The sequence below is a fragment of the Methanobrevibacter ruminantium genome (genome assembly GCF_016294135.1).
GTDB lineage: Archaea > Methanobacteriota > Methanobacteria > Methanobacteriales > Methanobacteriaceae > Methanobrevibacter > Methanobrevibacter ruminantium_A.
In genome coordinates this window covers 12,250-31,047 of the sequence record NZ_JAEDCO010000003.1, presented here as the reverse complement: position 1 = coordinate 31,047, position 18,798 = coordinate 12,250, and the positions used below count along the sequence as shown (strand labels likewise).

Below are 18,798 nucleotides of genomic sequence, written 5' to 3'. Positions count from 1 at the left end.
TAAAAATAATTATAATCAAGCATTGGAAATTAGTTTTCCTCTAATCTCTCTAATAAGTCCTTCATGATAAATTTCTCATTCTGTCTTTCCAATTCAATCAATTCTTGGTTTAGATTGATTCTTTTGTCCATCAATTTAAACAATCTTCCATATTCAACTTGAGTTTCATAATCAGGAATAGGCAAGTTAATCTCTTTTAGGTGAGTGGTTTTGATGATTTTTAAGGTAGTTCCTTCCACAATCTTATGCAATTCCCTTGGAAAAATGTCACTTTTAAGAAGGTGATATACGAAGTCAACATCAAATCCTTCCTTAACCCTTACAACAGCATAATACATAGGGATGATAATTCCCTCTTCTTCAAGCTTGCTTACTGTGGATCCTGCAAGCAAAATGACAATGTCATCTTTCCTTGAATAGAACTTAGGATTTATGTCCTCAGAAACCTCTACATCCTCAGTTTCAATCTTTAAACTGTCTTCATACGTTTTCTTAAGTATTTTCTTCTCTACTGTAATACCTTTTTGATAACGTTTGACTCGGATTCCAGTGAAAATGTCTGCAATTTCACCAAACTTATAATTTTTAATCATATACTCACCTATTGATTAAAATAACCTAAAAATAATATTTCATATATTATTTTGTAATTACTTGTTCTTAAAGTTAAGGGCAAAAATTGGAAAAAAGAGATTAAAAAAATGAAAATATGGAAAAGATGGAAAATGATAGAATAATGAAAGAGGAAAAGAATATGGGAAAAAAGATAACACCCCTATTACCTTTTTCCAAAAAGATAAGAATCACCCCCAATTCCTATCCCAACTTAAAGAATATAATTCACCCCCAAATTATATTCTAGTACATTCAAAGGAATCAAATATGAACAAAGCATCACAAGCAAGTGATTGAATAAGAATCACCCCCAATTCCTATTCAAATCATAAGGAATACAATTCACCCCCGGACCATATTCCTTAGCTTATGAATAATGCATAAGATTGATCTCTGCCTACTTTTTAATTAACCATTTTTCTAATTCGCGTAAATTGATTTGGATTAGATCTTATTTTAATCAACCATTAAAATTTAGTGCATACATGAATAAGATAGCAAAGGTGTTAAAGTCAAACAAACAAGAGAGAGGTTGAAACTACACTAATTCACTGATTGAAACATTTTTGTTTCTAAATTTTAATGAAACTTTTAATGATTGAAAAAAATAAGCACAACTTAAAATTTACTTAAGTTTTTTCTAATCACAATAAGTATTATACACGAACTAGTATATAAAGGTTTCGTTCTTAAATTTAATGACACCACTCTAAAATCATATGACATATAATATTTGATGAAAAAATATGAAATATGAAATAGGAAATATGAAAATTAGAAAAACAAGTTAAAAATTAAAAAAAAAAGAGTAAATAGATTAAATAAAACTAAAATAAAAAGAAAAATAAAGAAAGATGATAATAATAATTAAATTAATTATAATCTTGATTAAATGCTTCTGTATCTTCCACACCATTTGTATAATGCTTATTGTTCACTTTATCAATGACTTCATCGTCACCATGAAGACGATCAATATGATAAAGACCTTTAGAATCAGTGTACTCCCTTATGTAATCTGAATCCTGACCAGACCAATAATAACCTGCAGGGACATTATTTGATGAACCGGATTGATTTGAAGCTGAACTTGTACCGTCAATTCCAGTGTTAACTGCACTTTGATTAGATGTAGCATTTGCAGAAGTTTGATTCTCACCAGTCATGGTTTCTGTAGTGTTTGTTTCCTCATTGAAATATTGATACTTAACAGAACCAATCATATGCTCAAGCATTTCAGGGTCTTTACAGATAATCAGGATATTGTCATGGGTAACATGATTTCCAATGAAAGCCATAAAAGTTCCATTTTCCTCATTATGCCAAATGGTTTGATCTCCTAATGTTTCCTGAACGGAATTTGCAATAAAATCATTACGGATATACTCTAATTCAACAGCTGCAACCTGATTTCCTTGTGCACTATTGAAATACATCACAGTCAAATCATGCTGAGTGTCATTAATAAGGTAAATCCCATTTTTAATAACTGCATTTGTAGATTGATCACTTATTGGCATGTCAATGCTGGAGGAGTTTGTAAGGCTAACCCTATTATATTTAATGGTTTCCTCATAGTTCAATAAAAAGAAAGAGCTAGTTAAAACCACCGCAATTACTAAAAATACCAATAATAAACGTCTTAAATCCACATAAACCTCTCCATTAACTAATTCATTTAAAACTAGCAATAAAATTTGTTTTTATAATTATTAATTTAAATTAAATGATTTATAAACTTAACTTAAAAAATTAGGCAAAAAAGAGTAAAAAAAGATAAAAAGAGCCAAAATAGGTAAAATTATTAAAATAAAGAATAAAAAATTGAAAAAGTAAAAAAGATAATGATAAAAATAGAAAAAATAAGAAAAATGAGAAAATACTTAAATTAAGAAGACCTGTCTATAACAAAATCTGCTAAAGCGATAAGCATTGCTTTAGCTTCAGAGTCAGGCAATATTTCGAGTACTTTCTTAGCACCATCAACGTTTTCTAAAGCGAGATTGTGAGCATATTCAATGGAACCATATTTGTTGAATAAATCAATTGCTTCATCTACCATATCTTGTGAACAATTGTCATCTTTTAAGATTTCAAGCAATCTTTCATGGTCTTCGCCTTCAGATTCAGCTAACGCCTTAACAACCATAAGAGTCATCTTACCTTTAGCGATATCACTGCCTACAGGTTTTCCAAGATCCTTTTCATCACTGATTACATCCAAATAATCGTCTTGGATTTGGAAAGCGGTACCAATCATACGACCATATTCGTATAATGCATTTACAGTTTCGTCATTTGCTCCACCCATAATTGCTCCTGCTTTAGTAGCTGCAGCAATTAATGCACCGGTTTTCTTAAAGATCATTTCAGAATATTCCGCTTCCTTCACATCAAAGTTTCCTTCGAAACTCATATCAGAAGCTTGACCTTCACAGATTTTTACACAAGCATCTGCAACAGTAGCTAATGCATTTGCAACATTTGCAGGGTTTGCATTTTCCTCTTTGGAATCGATTACCATTTCAAATGCTTTTGAGAATAAGGTATCTCCTGCTAAAATAGCAACAGGTTCATCCCATACCTTATGTACAGAAGGCATTCCTCTTCTCATGTCATCATCATCCATGATATCGTCATGAATAAGTGAAAAAGTATGAATAAGCTCTAAAGCAGCAGCAGTTTTCAATGCATCTTCCATTTTTCCTCCAACTGCTTCTGCAGAGATTAAAGTGAGAGCTGGCCTAAGCATTTTTCCACCAGCTTTAGTTAAGTAAAGACAAGCATCCTGTAAATCCTGTGGTTCAATAACACTAAGATTCTCTTCAATTGTTTTTACAACATCTTTGGAATATTGTTTTAAGACATCAGTAACATCAGACATAATTCTCCCTCTAGACTAATATATATTAAAACTTAATTAAATACTTAATTAAAAATTATTGATAATAATGATTTTTTAGAAAAATAAGCCCAAAAAAGTTAATTAAATTAACTAGTGGCCATTGAAGACTTGGGCTTGTGCATTTCTTAAAATATGAATATTGTTTCCTATTCTGTATCCTTCTTCCTCTGCAAGCTCTCCATAAGCAACTAACATTTCAAGCTCACCGTGAGCAGGAATGATGTGCTTAGGCTTAAGCATTCTCAAGAAATCTCTGTGGTCTTCACGACCAGCGTGCCCTGAAACATGAGCATTTGCATAGATTCTTGCACCATTTGCTTTTAGTTTGGATTCAAGAATATGTCTGTTTGCAGCATTGGTTGGATTTGGAATGATAGGTGCTGAAAATATGACATTATCTCCTTTCTTTACATTGAATGGAGTTCTTCCACTTGCTATTCTTGGAAGCAATGCATCAGGTTCACCTTGGTGACCAGTGGTTACAAGCAAGAACTTGTCCCTATCCTCTTCAGCCTTCATAAGCGCCTTATTGACCGCTTTAGGAGATCCATAAACATAAGCGTTTGGAGGTAATTTCAAGATTCCCAAGTTTTGTGCTATTCCACAGAACCTTTCCATTGAACGTCCTAAAAAGAAAATTTCCCTATCGCTGTCCTTTGCAATGTCTGCAATGGTTTGAATCCTTTCAATATGAGATGAGAAAGTGGTTACAATCATACCTTCTTTTGCTTTTAAAGGTTCTCTCATCAAGTCTTCAAGAATTATTCTTGCAACCTTTTCTGAGTATGTTCTGGTTTCAGTGTAATTAATTGCATTGGTAGTCTCTACAATAAGAGCCAATACTCCTTTTCTACCTAATTCCCTAAGCCTGTTGTAATCAGGGGGTGGGGAAACCTTTTGATGATTGTCAAACTTGAAGTCCAATGCATAAACGATTATTCCTTCATTGGTGTGCAATACAGGGAACACCGCTTGAGGAATACTGTGAGTGGACTGTACAAACTCTAAGGTAATGTCCTTGGACAACTTGATCTTGCTTCCAGGATTTAATGGTCTGATTGGATTGTTTACCTTGAATTTACGTTCTCCTTTAATCTGCTTTTCAATTAATGCAGTGGTATAAGGGGTTCCGATGATTGGCGCATCGTATCTGTGAGCCAATTTGGCAACAGCACCAATGTGGTCCAAGTGACCGTGTGAGAACACTATACCCTTAACTTTTCCGTCTACATCCTTCATGATTGTATCGTCTGGAATTACTCCTCTTTCGATTAAATCCAAACTATGCATTCTATCAATATCTGTATCTTCGTGAATGCTGATTCTGTCTAAGTGGATACCCATATCAAAGATGATTACATCTTCACCGACTTTTACTGCAGTCATGTTCTTTCCTACTTCTTCATATCCACCAATTGCAATAACTTCTACAGTCATTTATTGCCTCCTTTTTGTTTTTTTCCGTGGTTTTTTCCGTAAAATAATTAGTATGATTAAGTAAATTAAGTTTATAAAAATTCATCGAGTATAAAATAATCATATAAATTAAAAATAAGAGTAAATACTCTTAAATTAAAAAATAAAATTACCTTCTTGCATAATCATTAGTATCAAAGCCTCTTGCTTCTAACCAGTTTTTAGTCTCACCTTTAATGATGAGATTTGAATTCTTAAGCTCCTCGATATTTGAAGCCCCAACTAAAAACATAGCTATTCTTAAGGATTCATTGAACCTTTCAACCATTTGAACTAAAGCCTCTTGTCCTTCATAAGCTCCTTTAAGTGCAGGAAGTGCCATACCAACAGCATCTGCACCAAGTGCAATAGCTTTTGCAGCATCAAGACCTGATCTGATACCACCAGAAGAGACAACTGGAACATCAACAGAATTCACTACTTCTGCAGTGCTTACAGCAGTAGGGATTCCCCACTCCCAGAACAATTCTCCCATATAACGGTCATCTGCACGATAGGTTTCAACAGCAGCCCAGCTGGTTCCGCCAGCACCTTCTATATCAATAAAGCTTACTCCTGCCTTTTCAAGAGTCTTTGCATCTTCAGCACTTATTCCGGTACCTGTTTCCTTTGCCATGACAGGAACTTTAACGGATTTGCAAATTTCAGCTATTGAATCTATGTATCCTCTTGCATCAACATCCCCTTCAGGTTGAATTGCCTCTTGCAATGGGTTTAAATGGATTGCTAAAATATCACTGTCCAATATCTCAACAGCTTTTTCTGCTAAATCAGATTGAGGCGCCCCAATATTTCCTAAAACAAGTGCGGATGGAGCATTTTCCCTTACAACATCATAAGTGTCTTTTAATTCAGGATGGACAATAGCTGCCCTTTGACTACCTAAACCTAAACCTATTTGCTTATCTTCTGCAACAGTAGCCAATTCCTTATTGATGTCCTTAGCAGCAGGATGTCCTCCAGTGATTGCTGTAATGAATAAAGGGGATTCCAATTTCTTGCCGAAAACCTCTGTTGAAATATCAATTTCCTCTTTATGAACTTCAGGCAATGCTCTATGGATCAATTCAATATCCTCAAAGCCTGTAGTCTTATCCTTATAATTAACATCATAATTCTTACAAATCAATAGATGTTCTAATTTTCTATCTGAAATCATTGTTTCCTCTTTAATTATTAATAAAATGTAAGTATAATCTGTTTAAATTAATATTAAGCCGTATTAAATCATTAGAACCTAAAAAAAGCAATCTTATAAACTCTAGATAATCAACTATTTTTTAAATAGTAAACCTTTAAAAGTAGTTTAAATATCTAAAATAAACTAATCAATATAAAATTATTATAAATAGAAAAATTAAATTTAAAAAAGCCCTTATAAATAAAAGTTAAATTAAATAAAATATTCTTACGTGTTTAATTAGGTCCCGAATGAATTTAAAAACATTAAAATCCGACTTAAATTAATTCTAATTTTTTAAATTCAAAATATATGAAAATTGCATATATTTTAACTATTTATAATTTTTTATTTTCATTATATTTAAATATTGGGTAAAAATAGAGTATTTTAAGAAAAAATTGTTTAAAAAAACTTAAATAATACTAAAAAAGAAAAAATAATGGTGAAAAAGAGCAATAAAGAACTAAAATTATTTTCTGCAGATTTTAGTTCCATTCACTTTCATGCCCTGCAATGCCTTTGCAATTGCCCCTTCCTCATTTGCATTGATGATTTCAGAGCTTATTCCATAATCAGCCAAGTCTAAAAGCTCTTTTACCTTACCTACCATACCGCCGGTAACATCAACGTTGGTGGTGGATTCCAAGAACTTAATGTCTTCAATGGAGTTCACTTCATCAATATGAACTGCATCGTCATGTGTTTTAGGGTTTTTGGTATAAACTCCTGCAACATCAGTTCCAAGGACAATCCTATCAGATTTCAAGAATTTAGCAATGTATTGGAGGACTTGATCTCCAGAGATAACCGCGATCTTCACTTCATCATCAATAACGACATCTCCAAAGAGAACAGGCACAAAACCTTCCCTAAGATATGTCTTTATCAAGTTCAAGTCAAAGTCATAGATTCTCTTATTGTGTGAAGTTATAAATGAAGATGGAGGTATTGCAATAACTGGAATACCATGTTCAATCAAGGACTCACAGATGATTGAATTCAATTTCTTGACCTCATTTTGAACTTCAGCAAATCCTATTTTCTTTTCAAGGTAATCCTTCATTTCAAAAGGCTGGCCTATTTGATACTTTTTAGCAGGAGGATGACCGAATGAGCCTGCACCATGAACGATTACAAGACCATCTATCAAGTCATTGCTGATTTCCTCAGCATATAATGACTCTCTGATTTCATCTGCAATACGATTTAAGTTTTCATAATCGACTTTAGGTTCTGCCAAATCCTTTTCAGTTAATATGCTTCCGCCAATCTTTAAAATAATCATAAAATCACACTATAAAATTAGAAAAAGTTAAAAAAATAATTAAATAATAATCAATTGTAAATAAATCATAGTCAATCAAACCATAAACAATCAAATAATGATAAAACTTAAGGCAAAGGAGGGGTTCTCCTATTTACTAAAACACCATCCTTTGAGAACTTGACTTTAATTGTTTTATCCTCAATATTGATTGCTTCTGCAACTTTATCTATTGTCTCTTCACTACATAATGAGATTATGCTTCCACCACCACCAGAACCGGTGATTTTGGATGCTAACGCTCCATTGTCACGAGCGGTATAAATCATTCTAGACAATTCATAAGTGTTTACACCTAAGGAGTCAAGCAATCCCTGATTCAAGTTCATCAATTCAGCAATCCTTTCAACATCATTCTTTATGATTGCAACTCTTGCCTCATTAGCAATTTTACCCATTGTAGAGATTATTGGATTGACCAATTCAGGATAGGTTTCCTTTAATGTCTTTACGTTCTTAACCATTTTAGCAGTGTTCCCATATTTATTTGTGAATCCCACAACAAATGGAGCATCCAAATGACTGTCAAAACGGACAATCCTCTTCTCACGAGACAAGTAGATTAATCCACCATATGTACTAATCAAAGTATCCAATGGGCTGGCAATCCCTTGAACTTCCTCTTCCACTCCATGAGCTTCATGTGCAAGGGTTTCCTTATTGAATTCAACTCCATGAAAATGATGCAATGCAGCGATTGTAGCGACAGTTACAGCAGCAGAAGAACCTAAACCTGAACCTATAGGCAAATTAAGGGACAAGCTCATGTCAATGTTACTGTGATCATGGAACTTTCCCATAGCATTTAAGATATAGCGTATGATTCCTGGTTTTCCTCTAACTAATGTATAAGTTCCTCTACGGGTATCCATCTTTACTTCAAAACCTAAATCATTGGACTTTAATGTGGAGTAATTGTTATTTGATCTGCGAATGCTTACTGTAGCCCTTTTATTGACTGCACCTGCAATAGCCGGTTCATCATACACTACTGAATGCTCACCGAAAAGGATTGTCTTTCCCGGTGCAGAAGCTACTGATATATGTCTCATCTTCAATTCTCCCTAATTTATTTTTAAAGTTAAATTCACTATTCTAAAATCCAATATTTGATTTTGAAATTCTTTTCAATTGTATAAAATTGTATAAAATTTAATATATTTATAAATTTATCTTAAATAGTATAAAAAGTATACTATAGATATGGAGAATAATGTTGAAAAAGAATGTTACAATTGCAAATATTTGGAGTTTGATACAGATTTATGCACCCAATTCTTTTGCAGATATCATGAAAAGCTGATTAAGCAGGATGACAGCTGTGAAAATTGGCTAAGAAAAATGAAGATAAGAAAAACAATGCAATAGAAGAAACTTTATATTTAAAATCAGAGATTTAAGAATATGTATGAATTTACAAAAAATGAGATAAGGGACTTGCTGATTGCATTTGCAGTGCTTTCAATCTGTTTTGCAATATCCAATGTTGGATTGAATCTTTTTGGTATCGCTTAAATCTTGCCAATAGTCATGATTGGTGTTGGTGCAGGATTCCTGTTGCATGAGATTGGGCATAAGTTCGTTTCAATGAAATACGGTTACTGGGCAGAATTCAAGTTATGGTCTTTAGGATTGGTAATCGCATTCGTTGCAGCATTTCTTGGGTTTGTATTTGCAGCACCCAGTGCAGTAAACACTTATGCAGATCAAATGAGCGATGAGATTAACGGCAGAATTGCTGTTGCAGGACCAATGACCAATATGGGACTTGCATTGATATTCATAGCCATTGCAGCATTCATATATCCGTTTTCATTACATTCCCAAATAATTCATTTAATATATCTAACTTGTGCTGTAGGTTATTCAGTAAACAGCTATTTAGCAGCATTTAACCTATTGCCTTTTGCAACTTTGGATGGAACTAAAGTTATGAAGTGGAATGTCTTGATTTGGTTTGTTATTTTTGCAATAGCTGCAGTAATGACACTGCTATCCATGACCATAGGTGCTGAAAACATGGTTGGATTAATCATTGGAATGTAAAAAAGATTCATTTACGCTTTTTCCTAGGGGCTGGAAGCTCTTCATACATCGCTTCCAATAGCTCTTTTAAGAATTCTCTGTCATCCACATCATCCACAAGCAACATTTCCTTTGCACCTTCATAAGGAAATTCCATATTTGCTTCAGGCATCATAGCCATAGCTGATTTTACAGGTTTTATAAGAAAACGACCATCGTAGATTCCACCAATAATCTTACCCCGATAGTAAATAATGTATTCACCCATCATTGCCCGATAGGATATTTCATCCAAATCAGAAAGTTGCTCCAATATGGATTCTAAATATTCATTACTTGATGACATAAGCAACCTCATAAAAATAAATAACTAAATAAATAAAAAAAAATAAAAAAATGCTTTTTTAAGCCCTTTCCATAACTTCTATTTTATATCCGTCGGGATCTGTCAAGAAATAGTATTTTTCACTTCCGTCATCATATAAGCTTTTTAAAGGACCCACTTCATATCCTGCATTGATATGTTCTTGCCTAACTGCTTCAATGTCCTCAACAAGAACTGCAAGATGTCCATATCCAGAACCTATTTCATAAGGAACTTCAGGGTCATAATTATAAGTGAGTTCCAATTCAAAATGTGATTGGCCATCTGTCAAATAGACCAATGTAAATTTACCTTCAGGCTTATCCACTCTCCTGTTCTCTTTCATTCCCAATGCTTCATCATAAAACTTCAATGAACGTTCAAGGTCAAAGACCCTAATCATTTCATGTATCATCATACAATTTACCATGATATCACCTTATTATAATTAATTTGAGTATATAATGACCAGCAATGTTTAATCAATACCATACACCAGAACCATATCCAACTACAGATGCATAATCCAAAGTTATGTCACCACTTGTTGAATGCTGTAAAAGTTCAAAGTTCTTTTGGCCTAATTTTTTAGAAAATTCCATACTTACCATAGTTGGACCGTATCCGCATATACTAATTTGTTCATTTTTTACAACATGATAAAGCCCTTCAGTATTTGCATTGAACACTTCATTAAACACAAGGTTGTCATGTTCGATGGTCTTTTCCTGAGACTTAAAATGAGATAAATCAGAACTATCAATCAAAGTGATTTTTCTTCCTAAGTTTTGGCTAGATTCATAGATGGAATTTGCCAAATCTTTAGATGTTTCAACAGATTGATCCATCATGCAGATTGGAACTATCTTGAAGTTGCTGTCAAAGTACTTTAAGAATGGAAGCTGAACTTCACAGCTGTGTTCCTTTAAGTGTGCATTAAAATCAGCCTTAGCGAAATTAGAGTTTTTTATAATTTCATCTGCAAGTTCATTGTCCACATCACAGACTCCATTCGGAACTACCCATGATCCCTCATTGTACACTGAAACATCTGCCCCATAGCCAGTATGATTAGGACAAAGTATTACAAAGGTTTCTGGATAACCGTCCTGAACTAATTTAGAATAAGCATGAGCGGCAGTAGGGCCAGAGTAGACATATCCTGCATGTGGAACCATAATTGCATTAACCTGTTTTTCATTTTTTATCCTTGATAGCTTAGGCACTTCACCAGGCCCTAACCTATGTTTAAAACAGTCCTCAATTGATTCTCTTAAGTATTTTACATTACTTTCATAAAATGCACCAGCAACTGCAGGTTCTCTAATCATATTTTCACCCATTTTTAAATTATTTTCAATATAAAGTTTAAGAATTAATTAATAATTTAATTTACTTAATATAAAAAATTTATTTATTTTTTTAAAAATAGTTAGAGTATAAATTAAATTATAAAAATAGGATAATAAGATAAAAATAGATAAAAATAGAATTTAAAAGTTTTAAAAAAGTTAAAAGTAAAAATAATTAAAGAAAATTCCTCCCAACAAGTGGAAAGAATTTTGGTCAAGGTTTTCGGGCCGAAGGCCCAGAAAAGCTTGTTTAGAACTTTAATTCAAAGTCAGAAGATTCAATGTCTAAATCTTCGTCTTCGCCAAGAATGCCTCTTTCTCTTAAGATTTGTCTTGCAAGTAACCAGTAGATTAAAGCAATAGCTTTTCTACCTTTGTTGTTAGATGGAACACAAATATCTACGTTAGCAAGTAAGTTTTCAGAATCGCATAAACCTACTACAGGAATACCGTTTTGTTTGGATTCTAAAATTGCTTGAGAGTCGGATCTTGGGTCAGTTACAACAATAACTTTAGGTTCAATGAATTTAGCGTATTGTGGGTTGGTTAAGGTACCTGGGATGAATCTACCAGGAATGGTTTTACATCCAGTGATTGCACCGAATTTTTTAACAGGAGCTTGACCGTATTGACGGGTAGCTACTACTAAAATGTCATCTGGGTCGTATTTTGCTAAGAATTTAGCAACAGCTCTGATTCTTTCATCAGTTTTACGAACGTCTAAGACATATAAACCATCGGATCTTACACGAAAAATGTATTTTTCCATGTCACTAGTTTTTTGTTGGGTACCAATGTGTAACCCAGCAGCCAAATACTTTTCTAAAGGGATTAATAAATCTGACACTTTATCACCATATAATATAAAATATAATTTTTATTGAAATTTTTTATTGAATTTAATTTAATTATTAAAAAATAATTAAAAAATAAGAAAAGAATTCAATAAACCCTCAAGGATCTAAATGAACTCTTGTCTAAAATCAACAAATCTATTCATCTTTGATAGTAATGCAGTCGTTAGGACACATGTCGACACATACTTCACATAAAGTACATTCGTCTTCATGATCAGTTACGATTTTGTCTCCGTCTAAGGAAAAGATTTCCATAGGACACATATCTACACATTCACCACAATCTGCATTTTCACATTTGCTTGCATCAATAATAACAGTTGACATTTTTACACCATTTTCTTCTAATTTTTTATTAGTTAAAATTTAACTACTTATTAAAGTAAATCTCGCTCAAAAATTTACTATAATCATGATTTAAACTGAATTTGATTAACTGAATTGAAAAGAAATCTAATATAAACCAGCCATTCTAGGATTGGACATTTCCTCTTCAATTCTGATAAGTTCATTTAATTTAGCTATTCTTTCACCACCAATTGCACCGGTTTTAATCATTGGAGCACCGAATGCAATTGCCAAGTGAGCAATGGTTTCATCACAGGTTTCACCGGATCTGTGGGAAACAACAGGCATGACGCCATTCTCTTTAGCTAATCTTACAGTTGCATAAGTATCTGTTAAAGTACCTATTTGATTTGGCTTGATTACGATTGCATTTGCAGCATTCATTTCAATTCCTTTAGCCAACAATTCGCTATTTGTTACGAATAAGTCATCTCCGCAAACGCGGCATTTGTTGCCTACTTTTGCAGTGAGCTCTGTAAATCCTTCAAAATCTTTCTCATCAAAAGGATCTTCAACATAGAACATATGATAAGTTTCAATCAAGTCTTTTACATAATCAACCTGGTCACCGCTGTCTCTTTCAAGACCGTCTTGACCATAGACATATTTTCCTTCTTCCTCGCTCCAGAATTCAGATGAAGCCATATCCAAACCAGGTTTTATGATAAAACCGAGTTCATCCCCTACCTCTTCACAAGCTTGAGCTTGAATTTCCAAAGCTTGATCATTGGTAATGTTTGGAATCCATCCTCCTTCATCACCTTTTCCACCAGTGAAGCTAGGATCTTTTTTGGATATTAATTCCTTTAATCTTTTATGAACTTCAACATTAGCGAAAACCGCTTCTGTAATGTCATTTGCTCCAACAGGAACAACAAGGAACTCTTGAATGTCAGGTGCATTAGGACCTGCATGAGCCCCTCCATTCATCATATTTCCTAATGGATAAGGAATTTCCTTAATGAAATTGCCTCCTAAGAAATTGTAAAGAGGCAAATTGTAACTCATTGCAGCTGCTTTAGCTGCAGCCATTGAAACAGCTACAGTGGTATTTCCACCAATTGCAGACAAGTTATCGGTTCCATCAATTTCCTTAAGGATTTCATCAATGTCCTCGATGTCTTCAGCAGCCATACCAATAAGTTCGGAGGAGATTAAATCTTCAACATCAGTGATTACTTGACTCACTCCGCCTTCTGGGAAAGAAACGACTTCTCTAGAACCAGTGCTTGCACCACTTGGTGCAGCAGCTCTTCCAAATCCGTTCCAGGTAATTATGTCCACTTCAACAGTAGGATTTCCCCTGCTGTCTAAAATCTTTCTAACACGAACATCTTCAATTACACTATCCAAAATAACACCTCATAGGTTATAAAGAATATTTAAATTAATATTATAAATGAAATTTAACTATTCCTTAAAATTTCAGATAATAAATATGCAATTTTAAGTATGCAATTTGCTAGTTTTCCTATGACAACTGACTAAATAAGCCTAATATTGACTATAATGTTCTAATTAACTAATAATCATTAAATAATCAATAATTCATTATCAATACAATTAATCAATAATCAATTTACCAATGAGATTCAAAAGAATCATTATCCAATTCGTCTTACCATAAAATCTATAATGGATTTGATAATCATAAAAAAACTAGAAGGTTGATTTATAGATTGCATATGATATTCTTAATTTAAAGAAATAAATAAATTTAAATAAATTATATGATTTAAAATCTAAATTAAATAATTTTAATAATTTATTTATAATATTATTAAGTAATTTATCACTTAAATACTTAATCATTAAATATATAAAATTCTTTTTAAATAAAAAGAACAGTTATACTGATTTTTAAATTCTTTTTTAAAATAAAAAAGAATAGATAAAAGAATAAATGATTTATTCTTTGTGTCTAACGTTTAAAGGCAAAATGCCTAATTCAAGTTCCTTAGTAGCTATATCAATAGGATCAAGAGATTTGGAATTTTTAAGGAATTTTTCAATTTCCTTGTGTTTCATAGGCTTAGCGCCCATGGAAAGCTGAATAGCTCTTGCACCTAAAACTCTAGCCTTTTCGAATCTTGTTAATTTTTTTGTATTGTCTTTATTTGCAGCCATTATTTAACTCCTAATTATTAAACAATAATCAATTGTATAAACTATTAATAGCTAATTAATTCCCAAATTGATAAAATAATCATTTAAGCCTAAAATAAAAAATAAAAAAGGATAAAGATTATTCCCAAGTTTCAACATGGGAAATTAACATTCTTCTACAACAATATCTTGTAATACCCATATCATCCAAAATATCTTTTGACTCTTCACCATCAGCTAATCTGCGGTTGTATTCATCAAAATATGCAGAAACGGGTTTTCCACAACTTATACATCGTATAGGTATCATATAACCATCATTTCCTTTTTATATAAAACATATTTCATAATTAAAGAATATGAAATAATCAAATTAAATTTTACAGCTTTTCCCAATCTCAAGTGAAAAATTAAAAAGATTAGAAAATACTTACAGAGAATTTGATAAATTTTACAAACTTCAAAAAAGACAGAATGTCTCCTTTAAAGGAATTGTAAAATTTATATTAAATACATAATGTATAAAAATTATCTGTAACTTTTTTGTTTACGAGCTCTAGCTCCAGGACCACCGTATTTCTTAGGTTCAGAACGTCTTGGGTCACCTACTAACATGGTTCTGTCATATTGAGTGTAGATCTCTTTTAAGTCCATGTCTTGAGTCCATTGTACTAAACCTTTTGCAATTACCATACGTGCAGCTTCAGCTTGGCCCATAACTCCTCCACCATTAACTCTGATGGAAATGTCTACTTGATTAGCAACATCTCCAGCTAATTCTAATGGTTCGGTTAATTTTAAACGTGCAAGTTCTGGAGAATAAAGTTCTAAAGGAACTTTATTGATTCTTACTTTACCAGTACCTTCTCTTACAGTACCTCTTGCAATAGCTGTTTTACGCTTACCGCTTGTATGAACAACTTTCATAACAATTACTCCATCATTTAATATAATTCGTATAATAATCCTTAATTAGAACAAATCAAACTTCCGCTAAATCTATTCGAATTTAGCACCTAAAAGTTTAGAGATTTCTCCTAATTCCATTCCTTTTTTAATGTCGTTATATTCAGCTTCAGGTATGGTTATAAGTTCAGCATCAGCATACTCTTCAGGCACACCTACAAATGCTTTGAATCCTTTGAAAGCAGTTTTACCTTTTGCTTTTTTCATAGGTAACATACCTCTTACGGTTCTTCTGAATATATCTTCTGGTCTTCTTGGGTATTTAGGACCTAAGTCACGAGGGTTAGAGATAGATGCTCTGTCTACTCTTTGTTTGTACTTAGCGTAAGCCCAATCTTTATTACCAGTTAACATTATTTTTTCAGCGTTGAGAACTACAATCTCTTCGCCTTCGAGAAGTTGCTTGCTGACTACACTAGCAAGTCTTCCTAAAATATGTCCTTCACCGTTAATAATCATCATTTTTACACCAATCCTTTAGCTTATAACATAATTTTTACATTGCTACCTTTAGGATTTGCTTCTGCAAGTTCTGCAATAGAAAGAGCTTCACTGCCAAATTTTTCTATTTTTGCTTCAGCGTTTTTAGTAAATCCTAATGCTGCTATAGTAACTTTGTGATCTAATTTACCGTCAGATAATACTTTACCTGGAATAACCACAGTTTCTCCTTCAACAGTGTGTTTGTTAATATGAGAAAGGCTTACTTCAGCTTGGTTTCTGCAAGGTTTTTCGAGCTTGATAGCTACTTCTTTCCAGATACCTACTTCTTCCTCATAAGACTGTTTTCTAAGATTGTAAATAAGGTCAATAAGGTTAGGATTAGTTTTCTTAATTTCTCTAGCCATTATTAGCTTCCTCCTTCACTAAATGTGATAAACTCATCTGTTTTAGCATCTAAAACATCACAAGCTTTTAATAAAACCTCTTTAGGAGGCATTGATCCATCAGTTTCAATTTTAAAAATAAAATCATTTTCACGATACCCAACAGTGATACATTTAGATTCTGCTGCTTTTGCTGCCCTTACACAAGCTTTACAAAGGGAGCAGTTTTCAATATCGACAACTTCAATCTTTCCTTCATCGCTGTCAAAATCGAGCACTCCTCTAGGGCATGCTTCAACAACTGCAGTAGCAACAGTGCTGTCAACTTTTTCTTCAGTTTCAATTTCTGGATATTGTTTATAAGCACAAACAGTGGTTGGCACCCATTTTGCATGGTCTTTACCAATTCCTAATTTTGCTACAGCTTCTAAATCAACTTCCTGATTCTCTTTTAATTTCAAGAGAGGGATGGTATCGTATACTGGTTTAATTTTTGAGTCACCACAAGATTTTAAATCTTTAGAGTATACAGTTTTAGGTCCTGTTTCCCTTAATGAGAAAGAAACACTACATCTTGGACAGTATTCTCCTTTTTCACTATCACAATCACAATCTTCTGGAAGTACTAATCCTTCAATAGATTCTGCATCAGAAACTAAAGGAGTTAAACCTAATCTGTGAGCTAATACTTCATCAAACATTGCAGAATCATTTTTAACTATGAATACATCTTCAATAGCTAATTTTGGTACTTTCATCATAGCAATTCTTCTAATAGCATTAACAAAAGGAACTTCTGCATCTCTGACTATAAAAGTCATTGAATTTTCATCTTGCTCTTTGACATCAATTTTCATATTAAACCCTTCTTATACTCTTCTTCCTCTTTTACCGCCTGGTCTTCCAGTACCATCATGAGGTATAGGAGTGATATCTTCAATTTTACCAATTTTGATTCCAGCTCTTGCTAATGCACGAATAGTTGCTTGTGCACCAGGACCTGGACTCCTAGGACCATTTCCACCAGGAGCTCTTACTCTAATATGTAATCCGACAAAACCTTTTTCTTTTGCATCTTCAGCTGCTCTGTTTGCTGCTTCCATAGCTGCAAAAGGAGAGGATTGTTGTCTGTCTGCACGAACTACTTTACCACCAGACCATTGACAGATAGTTTCTGCTCCTGTAATATCAGTTACAGTTAAGATAGTATTATTAAAGGATGAATAAATATTAGCTATTCCCCATTTTTCGTCTTTTGCCATAATTACACACCTTATTGATTTTCTCCAGCTTGAGTTGCTGCTTTATTGTATTCTTCAATCTGTTTAGCTACTGGGGAAGAGTGGTAGAAACCAACTGCTTCTTCTTCTCCTCTTTTAACTACATAACTTGGAGAATTTAATTTCTTACCGTTTAAAGCAATGTGTCCATGTACTACAAACATTCTTGCTTCTTTAGCAGTACGAGCTAAACCTTTTTGGAAAACTATAGTTTGTAATCTTCTTCTTAAAATATCTTCAACAGTTAAATCAAGAATGTTCTCTAAGTGAGCGCTTTCATCAAGGATTCCTGTTCTTTTCAAGTGTCCTAATAATTCTTCAGTTTCAACTTTCACTTGATCTTGAGAGAAACCGAGTAAGTATCTTGCTTCCCTACTGTATTTTCTAACTAAAGTATCAGCTTTCCAAATTTCCTTTTTGTTTTTTAAGCCGTATTTAGACATTAATTTATTTTCAGTTTTAATTCTTTCTGCATTCCAAGGATGAGGTGGTGTATCATACTTTTTCCTTGCTTTTCTTGGATGTCCCATAATCACATCTCCTTATCTTAATATAATCAATTATTATAAATCTATAAAATCTATATAAAATTTATTCGATTTACCATTACAAGTCCATTAAAAGATATGAATCTATCTTCTTCTACGACTTACACCGACAGTAGAACTGTGTCTGAAAGTAGATTTAGTTCTTTGTCCTCTAACTGGTAAACCAACTTCGTGTCTTCTACCTTTGTAGCTTCTGGTCTTTTTCATTCTATTTAAATCATCTCTTAAAGTCATGTCAAGATCAGATTCAATTAAATGAAGATCGTCACCAGTAGCGTAATCGTTACGTCTGTTTAACATCCAATCAGGAATATTGAATTCTTGAGGATTTTCTAAGAGTGCTTCAATTTTAGAAACATCTTCTTCAGAGATGTAACCGATTTGGTCATCAGTATTTAAACCTAAGGTAAGACAGATAGATCTAGATAAGGATAATCCAATACCTTTAATATCAGTTAAAGCATGTTGGATAGTTTTGTTACCATCTACGTCCTTTCTGGATATACGCACTAAGTGCTTAAAGTCGTCTTCCATTAAAGTAACCTCCATATAATTTTCTTTGGAGCGAACCCACGAGACGTTATTTAAAAAATTTAGCGGATTCGAATGCTTTATTTTAAAG

25 protein-coding genes are annotated in these 18,798 nt (G+C 33.0%); 3 read left to right on the top strand and 22 right to left on the bottom strand.

Annotation, left to right across the window (positions count from 1 at the left end; all coding sequences use genetic code 11):
* Positions 1-29: 29 nt before the first annotated feature.
* Complete coding sequence (locus VW161_RS01660; protein ID WP_304093192.1) at positions 30-593, bottom strand: restriction endonuclease subunit S; 564 nt, start codon at positions 591-593, stop codon at positions 30-32.
* A gap of 116 nt (positions 594-709) precedes the next feature.
* On the opposite strand from VW161_RS01660, the gene VW161_RS01655 reads away from it, so the two are divergent.
* Positions 710-862, top strand: a complete 153-nt coding sequence (locus VW161_RS01655) for a hypothetical protein (RefSeq protein WP_304085933.1) — start codon at positions 710-712, stop codon at positions 860-862.
* Between the two features lie 625 nt (positions 863-1,487).
* Here the strand turns inward: VW161_RS01655 and VW161_RS01650 are convergent.
* The 6 genes from VW161_RS01650 to mvk all read right to left on the bottom strand — a co-directional run bounded on the left by VW161_RS01650 (position 1,488) and on the right by mvk (position 8,555).
* Positions 1,488-2,267, bottom strand: coding sequence for a hypothetical protein (locus VW161_RS01650; RefSeq protein ID WP_325192659.1), 780 nt, complete (start codon positions 2,265-2,267; stop codon positions 1,488-1,490).
* Positions 2,268-2,503: 236 nt separating this feature from the next.
* A complete protein-coding gene (gene idsA, locus VW161_RS01645) occupies positions 2,504-3,499 on the bottom strand; it encodes a short chain isoprenyl diphosphate synthase IdsA (RefSeq protein WP_304085937.1) in 996 nt (331 codons plus the stop codon).
* A 111-nt stretch (positions 3,500-3,610) separates the two neighbouring features.
* Positions 3,611-4,957, bottom strand: coding sequence for an RNase J family beta-CASP ribonuclease (locus VW161_RS01640; RefSeq protein ID WP_304085939.1), 1,347 nt, complete (start codon positions 4,955-4,957; stop codon positions 3,611-3,613).
* A 148-nt stretch (positions 4,958-5,105) separates the two neighbouring features.
* Positions 5,106-6,155 carry a type 2 isopentenyl-diphosphate Delta-isomerase gene (gene fni, locus VW161_RS01635; RefSeq protein ID WP_325192658.1) on the bottom strand — a complete coding sequence of 350 codons (1,050 nt, stop codon included), beginning with the start codon at positions 6,153-6,155 and terminating at the stop codon, positions 5,106-5,108.
* 493 nt (positions 6,156-6,648) lie between these two features.
* Positions 6,649-7,464, bottom strand: coding sequence for an isopentenyl phosphate kinase (locus VW161_RS01630; protein WP_304085942.1), 816 nt, complete (start codon positions 7,462-7,464; stop codon positions 6,649-6,651).
* A gap of 107 nt (positions 7,465-7,571) precedes the next feature.
* Entirely contained in the window at positions 7,572-8,555 is a 984-nt protein-coding gene (mvk, locus tag VW161_RS01625; protein ID WP_304085944.1) for a mevalonate kinase, read from the bottom strand.
* A gap of 151 nt (positions 8,556-8,706) precedes the next feature.
* Between mvk and VW161_RS01620 the strand changes: the two genes are divergently transcribed.
* Together VW161_RS01620 and VW161_RS01615 are read left to right on the top strand one after the other, a co-directional pair.
* A complete protein-coding gene (locus tag VW161_RS01620; RefSeq protein ID WP_304085946.1) occupies positions 8,707-8,871 on the top strand; it encodes a hypothetical protein in 165 nt (54 codons plus the stop codon).
* Positions 8,872-9,021: 150 nt separating this feature from the next.
* Positions 9,022-9,549, top strand: coding sequence for a site-2 protease family protein (locus tag VW161_RS01615; RefSeq protein ID WP_304093198.1), 528 nt, complete (start codon positions 9,022-9,024; stop codon positions 9,547-9,549).
* Between the two features lie 7 nt (positions 9,550-9,556).
* On the opposite strand, the gene VW161_RS01610 is transcribed toward VW161_RS01615, so the two are convergent.
* The 15 genes from VW161_RS01610 to VW161_RS01540 all read right to left on the bottom strand — a co-directional run bounded on the left by VW161_RS01610 (position 9,557) and on the right by VW161_RS01540 (position 18,710).
* The gene (locus VW161_RS01610; protein ID WP_325192657.1) at positions 9,557-9,874 is read right to left on the bottom strand and encodes a TfoX/Sxy family protein; all 318 of its coding nucleotides are present in this window, start codon (positions 9,872-9,874) and stop codon (positions 9,557-9,559) included.
* A gap of 58 nt (positions 9,875-9,932) precedes the next feature.
* The gene (gloA, locus tag VW161_RS01605) at positions 9,933-10,322 is read right to left on the bottom strand and encodes a lactoylglutathione lyase (protein WP_304085952.1); all 390 of its coding nucleotides are present in this window, start codon (positions 10,320-10,322) and stop codon (positions 9,933-9,935) included.
* A gap of 52 nt (positions 10,323-10,374) precedes the next feature.
* Positions 10,375-11,223, bottom strand: a complete 849-nt coding sequence (gene amrB / locus VW161_RS01600) for an AmmeMemoRadiSam system protein B (protein ID WP_304085954.1) — start codon at positions 11,221-11,223, stop codon at positions 10,375-10,377.
* A gap of 271 nt (positions 11,224-11,494) precedes the next feature.
* Positions 11,495-12,091, bottom strand: a complete 597-nt coding sequence (rpsB, locus tag VW161_RS01595) for a 30S ribosomal protein S2 (protein WP_304085956.1) — start codon at positions 12,089-12,091, stop codon at positions 11,495-11,497.
* A gap of 145 nt (positions 12,092-12,236) precedes the next feature.
* Positions 12,237-12,428, bottom strand: a complete 192-nt coding sequence (locus VW161_RS01590) for an indolepyruvate ferredoxin oxidoreductase subunit alpha (protein WP_012955717.1) — start codon at positions 12,426-12,428, stop codon at positions 12,237-12,239.
* 126 nt (positions 12,429-12,554) lie between these two features.
* On the bottom strand, positions 12,555-13,802 hold the full coding sequence (eno, locus tag VW161_RS01585; RefSeq protein ID WP_325192656.1) for a phosphopyruvate hydratase: 1,248 nt from the start codon (positions 13,800-13,802) through the stop codon (positions 12,555-12,557).
* 555 nt (positions 13,803-14,357) lie between these two features.
* Positions 14,358-14,576, bottom strand: coding sequence for a DNA-directed RNA polymerase subunit K (locus tag VW161_RS01580; protein ID WP_304085964.1), 219 nt, complete (start codon positions 14,574-14,576; stop codon positions 14,358-14,360).
* A 118-nt stretch (positions 14,577-14,694) separates the two neighbouring features.
* Entirely contained in the window at positions 14,695-14,865 is a 171-nt protein-coding gene (locus tag VW161_RS01575) for a DNA-directed RNA polymerase subunit N (protein WP_067145950.1), read from the bottom strand.
* Positions 14,866-15,083: 218 nt separating this feature from the next.
* Positions 15,084-15,482, bottom strand: coding sequence for a 30S ribosomal protein S9 (locus tag VW161_RS01570; protein WP_292778341.1), 399 nt, complete (start codon positions 15,480-15,482; stop codon positions 15,084-15,086).
* Between the two features lie 72 nt (positions 15,483-15,554).
* Positions 15,555-15,980 (bottom strand): 50S ribosomal protein L13, encoded by a 426-nt coding sequence (locus tag VW161_RS01565; protein WP_325192671.1) that lies wholly within the window; start codon positions 15,978-15,980, stop codon positions 15,555-15,557.
* Between the two features lie 23 nt (positions 15,981-16,003).
* Positions 16,004-16,369 (bottom strand): 50S ribosomal protein L18e, encoded by a 366-nt coding sequence (locus VW161_RS01560; protein ID WP_295604679.1) that lies wholly within the window; start codon positions 16,367-16,369, stop codon positions 16,004-16,006.
* 2 nt (positions 16,370-16,371) lie between these two features.
* Complete coding sequence (locus VW161_RS01555; RefSeq protein ID WP_296855575.1) at positions 16,372-17,205, bottom strand: DNA-directed RNA polymerase subunit D; 834 nt, start codon at positions 17,203-17,205, stop codon at positions 16,372-16,374.
* A 12-nt stretch (positions 17,206-17,217) separates the two neighbouring features.
* A complete protein-coding gene (locus VW161_RS01550; protein ID WP_067145940.1) occupies positions 17,218-17,610 on the bottom strand; it encodes a 30S ribosomal protein S11 in 393 nt (130 codons plus the stop codon).
* An 11-nt stretch (positions 17,611-17,621) separates the two neighbouring features.
* Positions 17,622-18,158: a 30S ribosomal protein S4 gene (locus VW161_RS01545; RefSeq protein ID WP_304085972.1), complete on the bottom strand. Its 537-nt coding sequence runs from the start codon at positions 18,156-18,158 to the stop codon at positions 17,622-17,624.
* A gap of 102 nt (positions 18,159-18,260) precedes the next feature.
* Positions 18,261-18,710, bottom strand: a complete 450-nt coding sequence (locus tag VW161_RS01540; RefSeq protein ID WP_304085973.1) for a 30S ribosomal protein S13 — start codon at positions 18,708-18,710, stop codon at positions 18,261-18,263.
* Positions 18,711-18,798 lie beyond the last annotated feature (88 nt).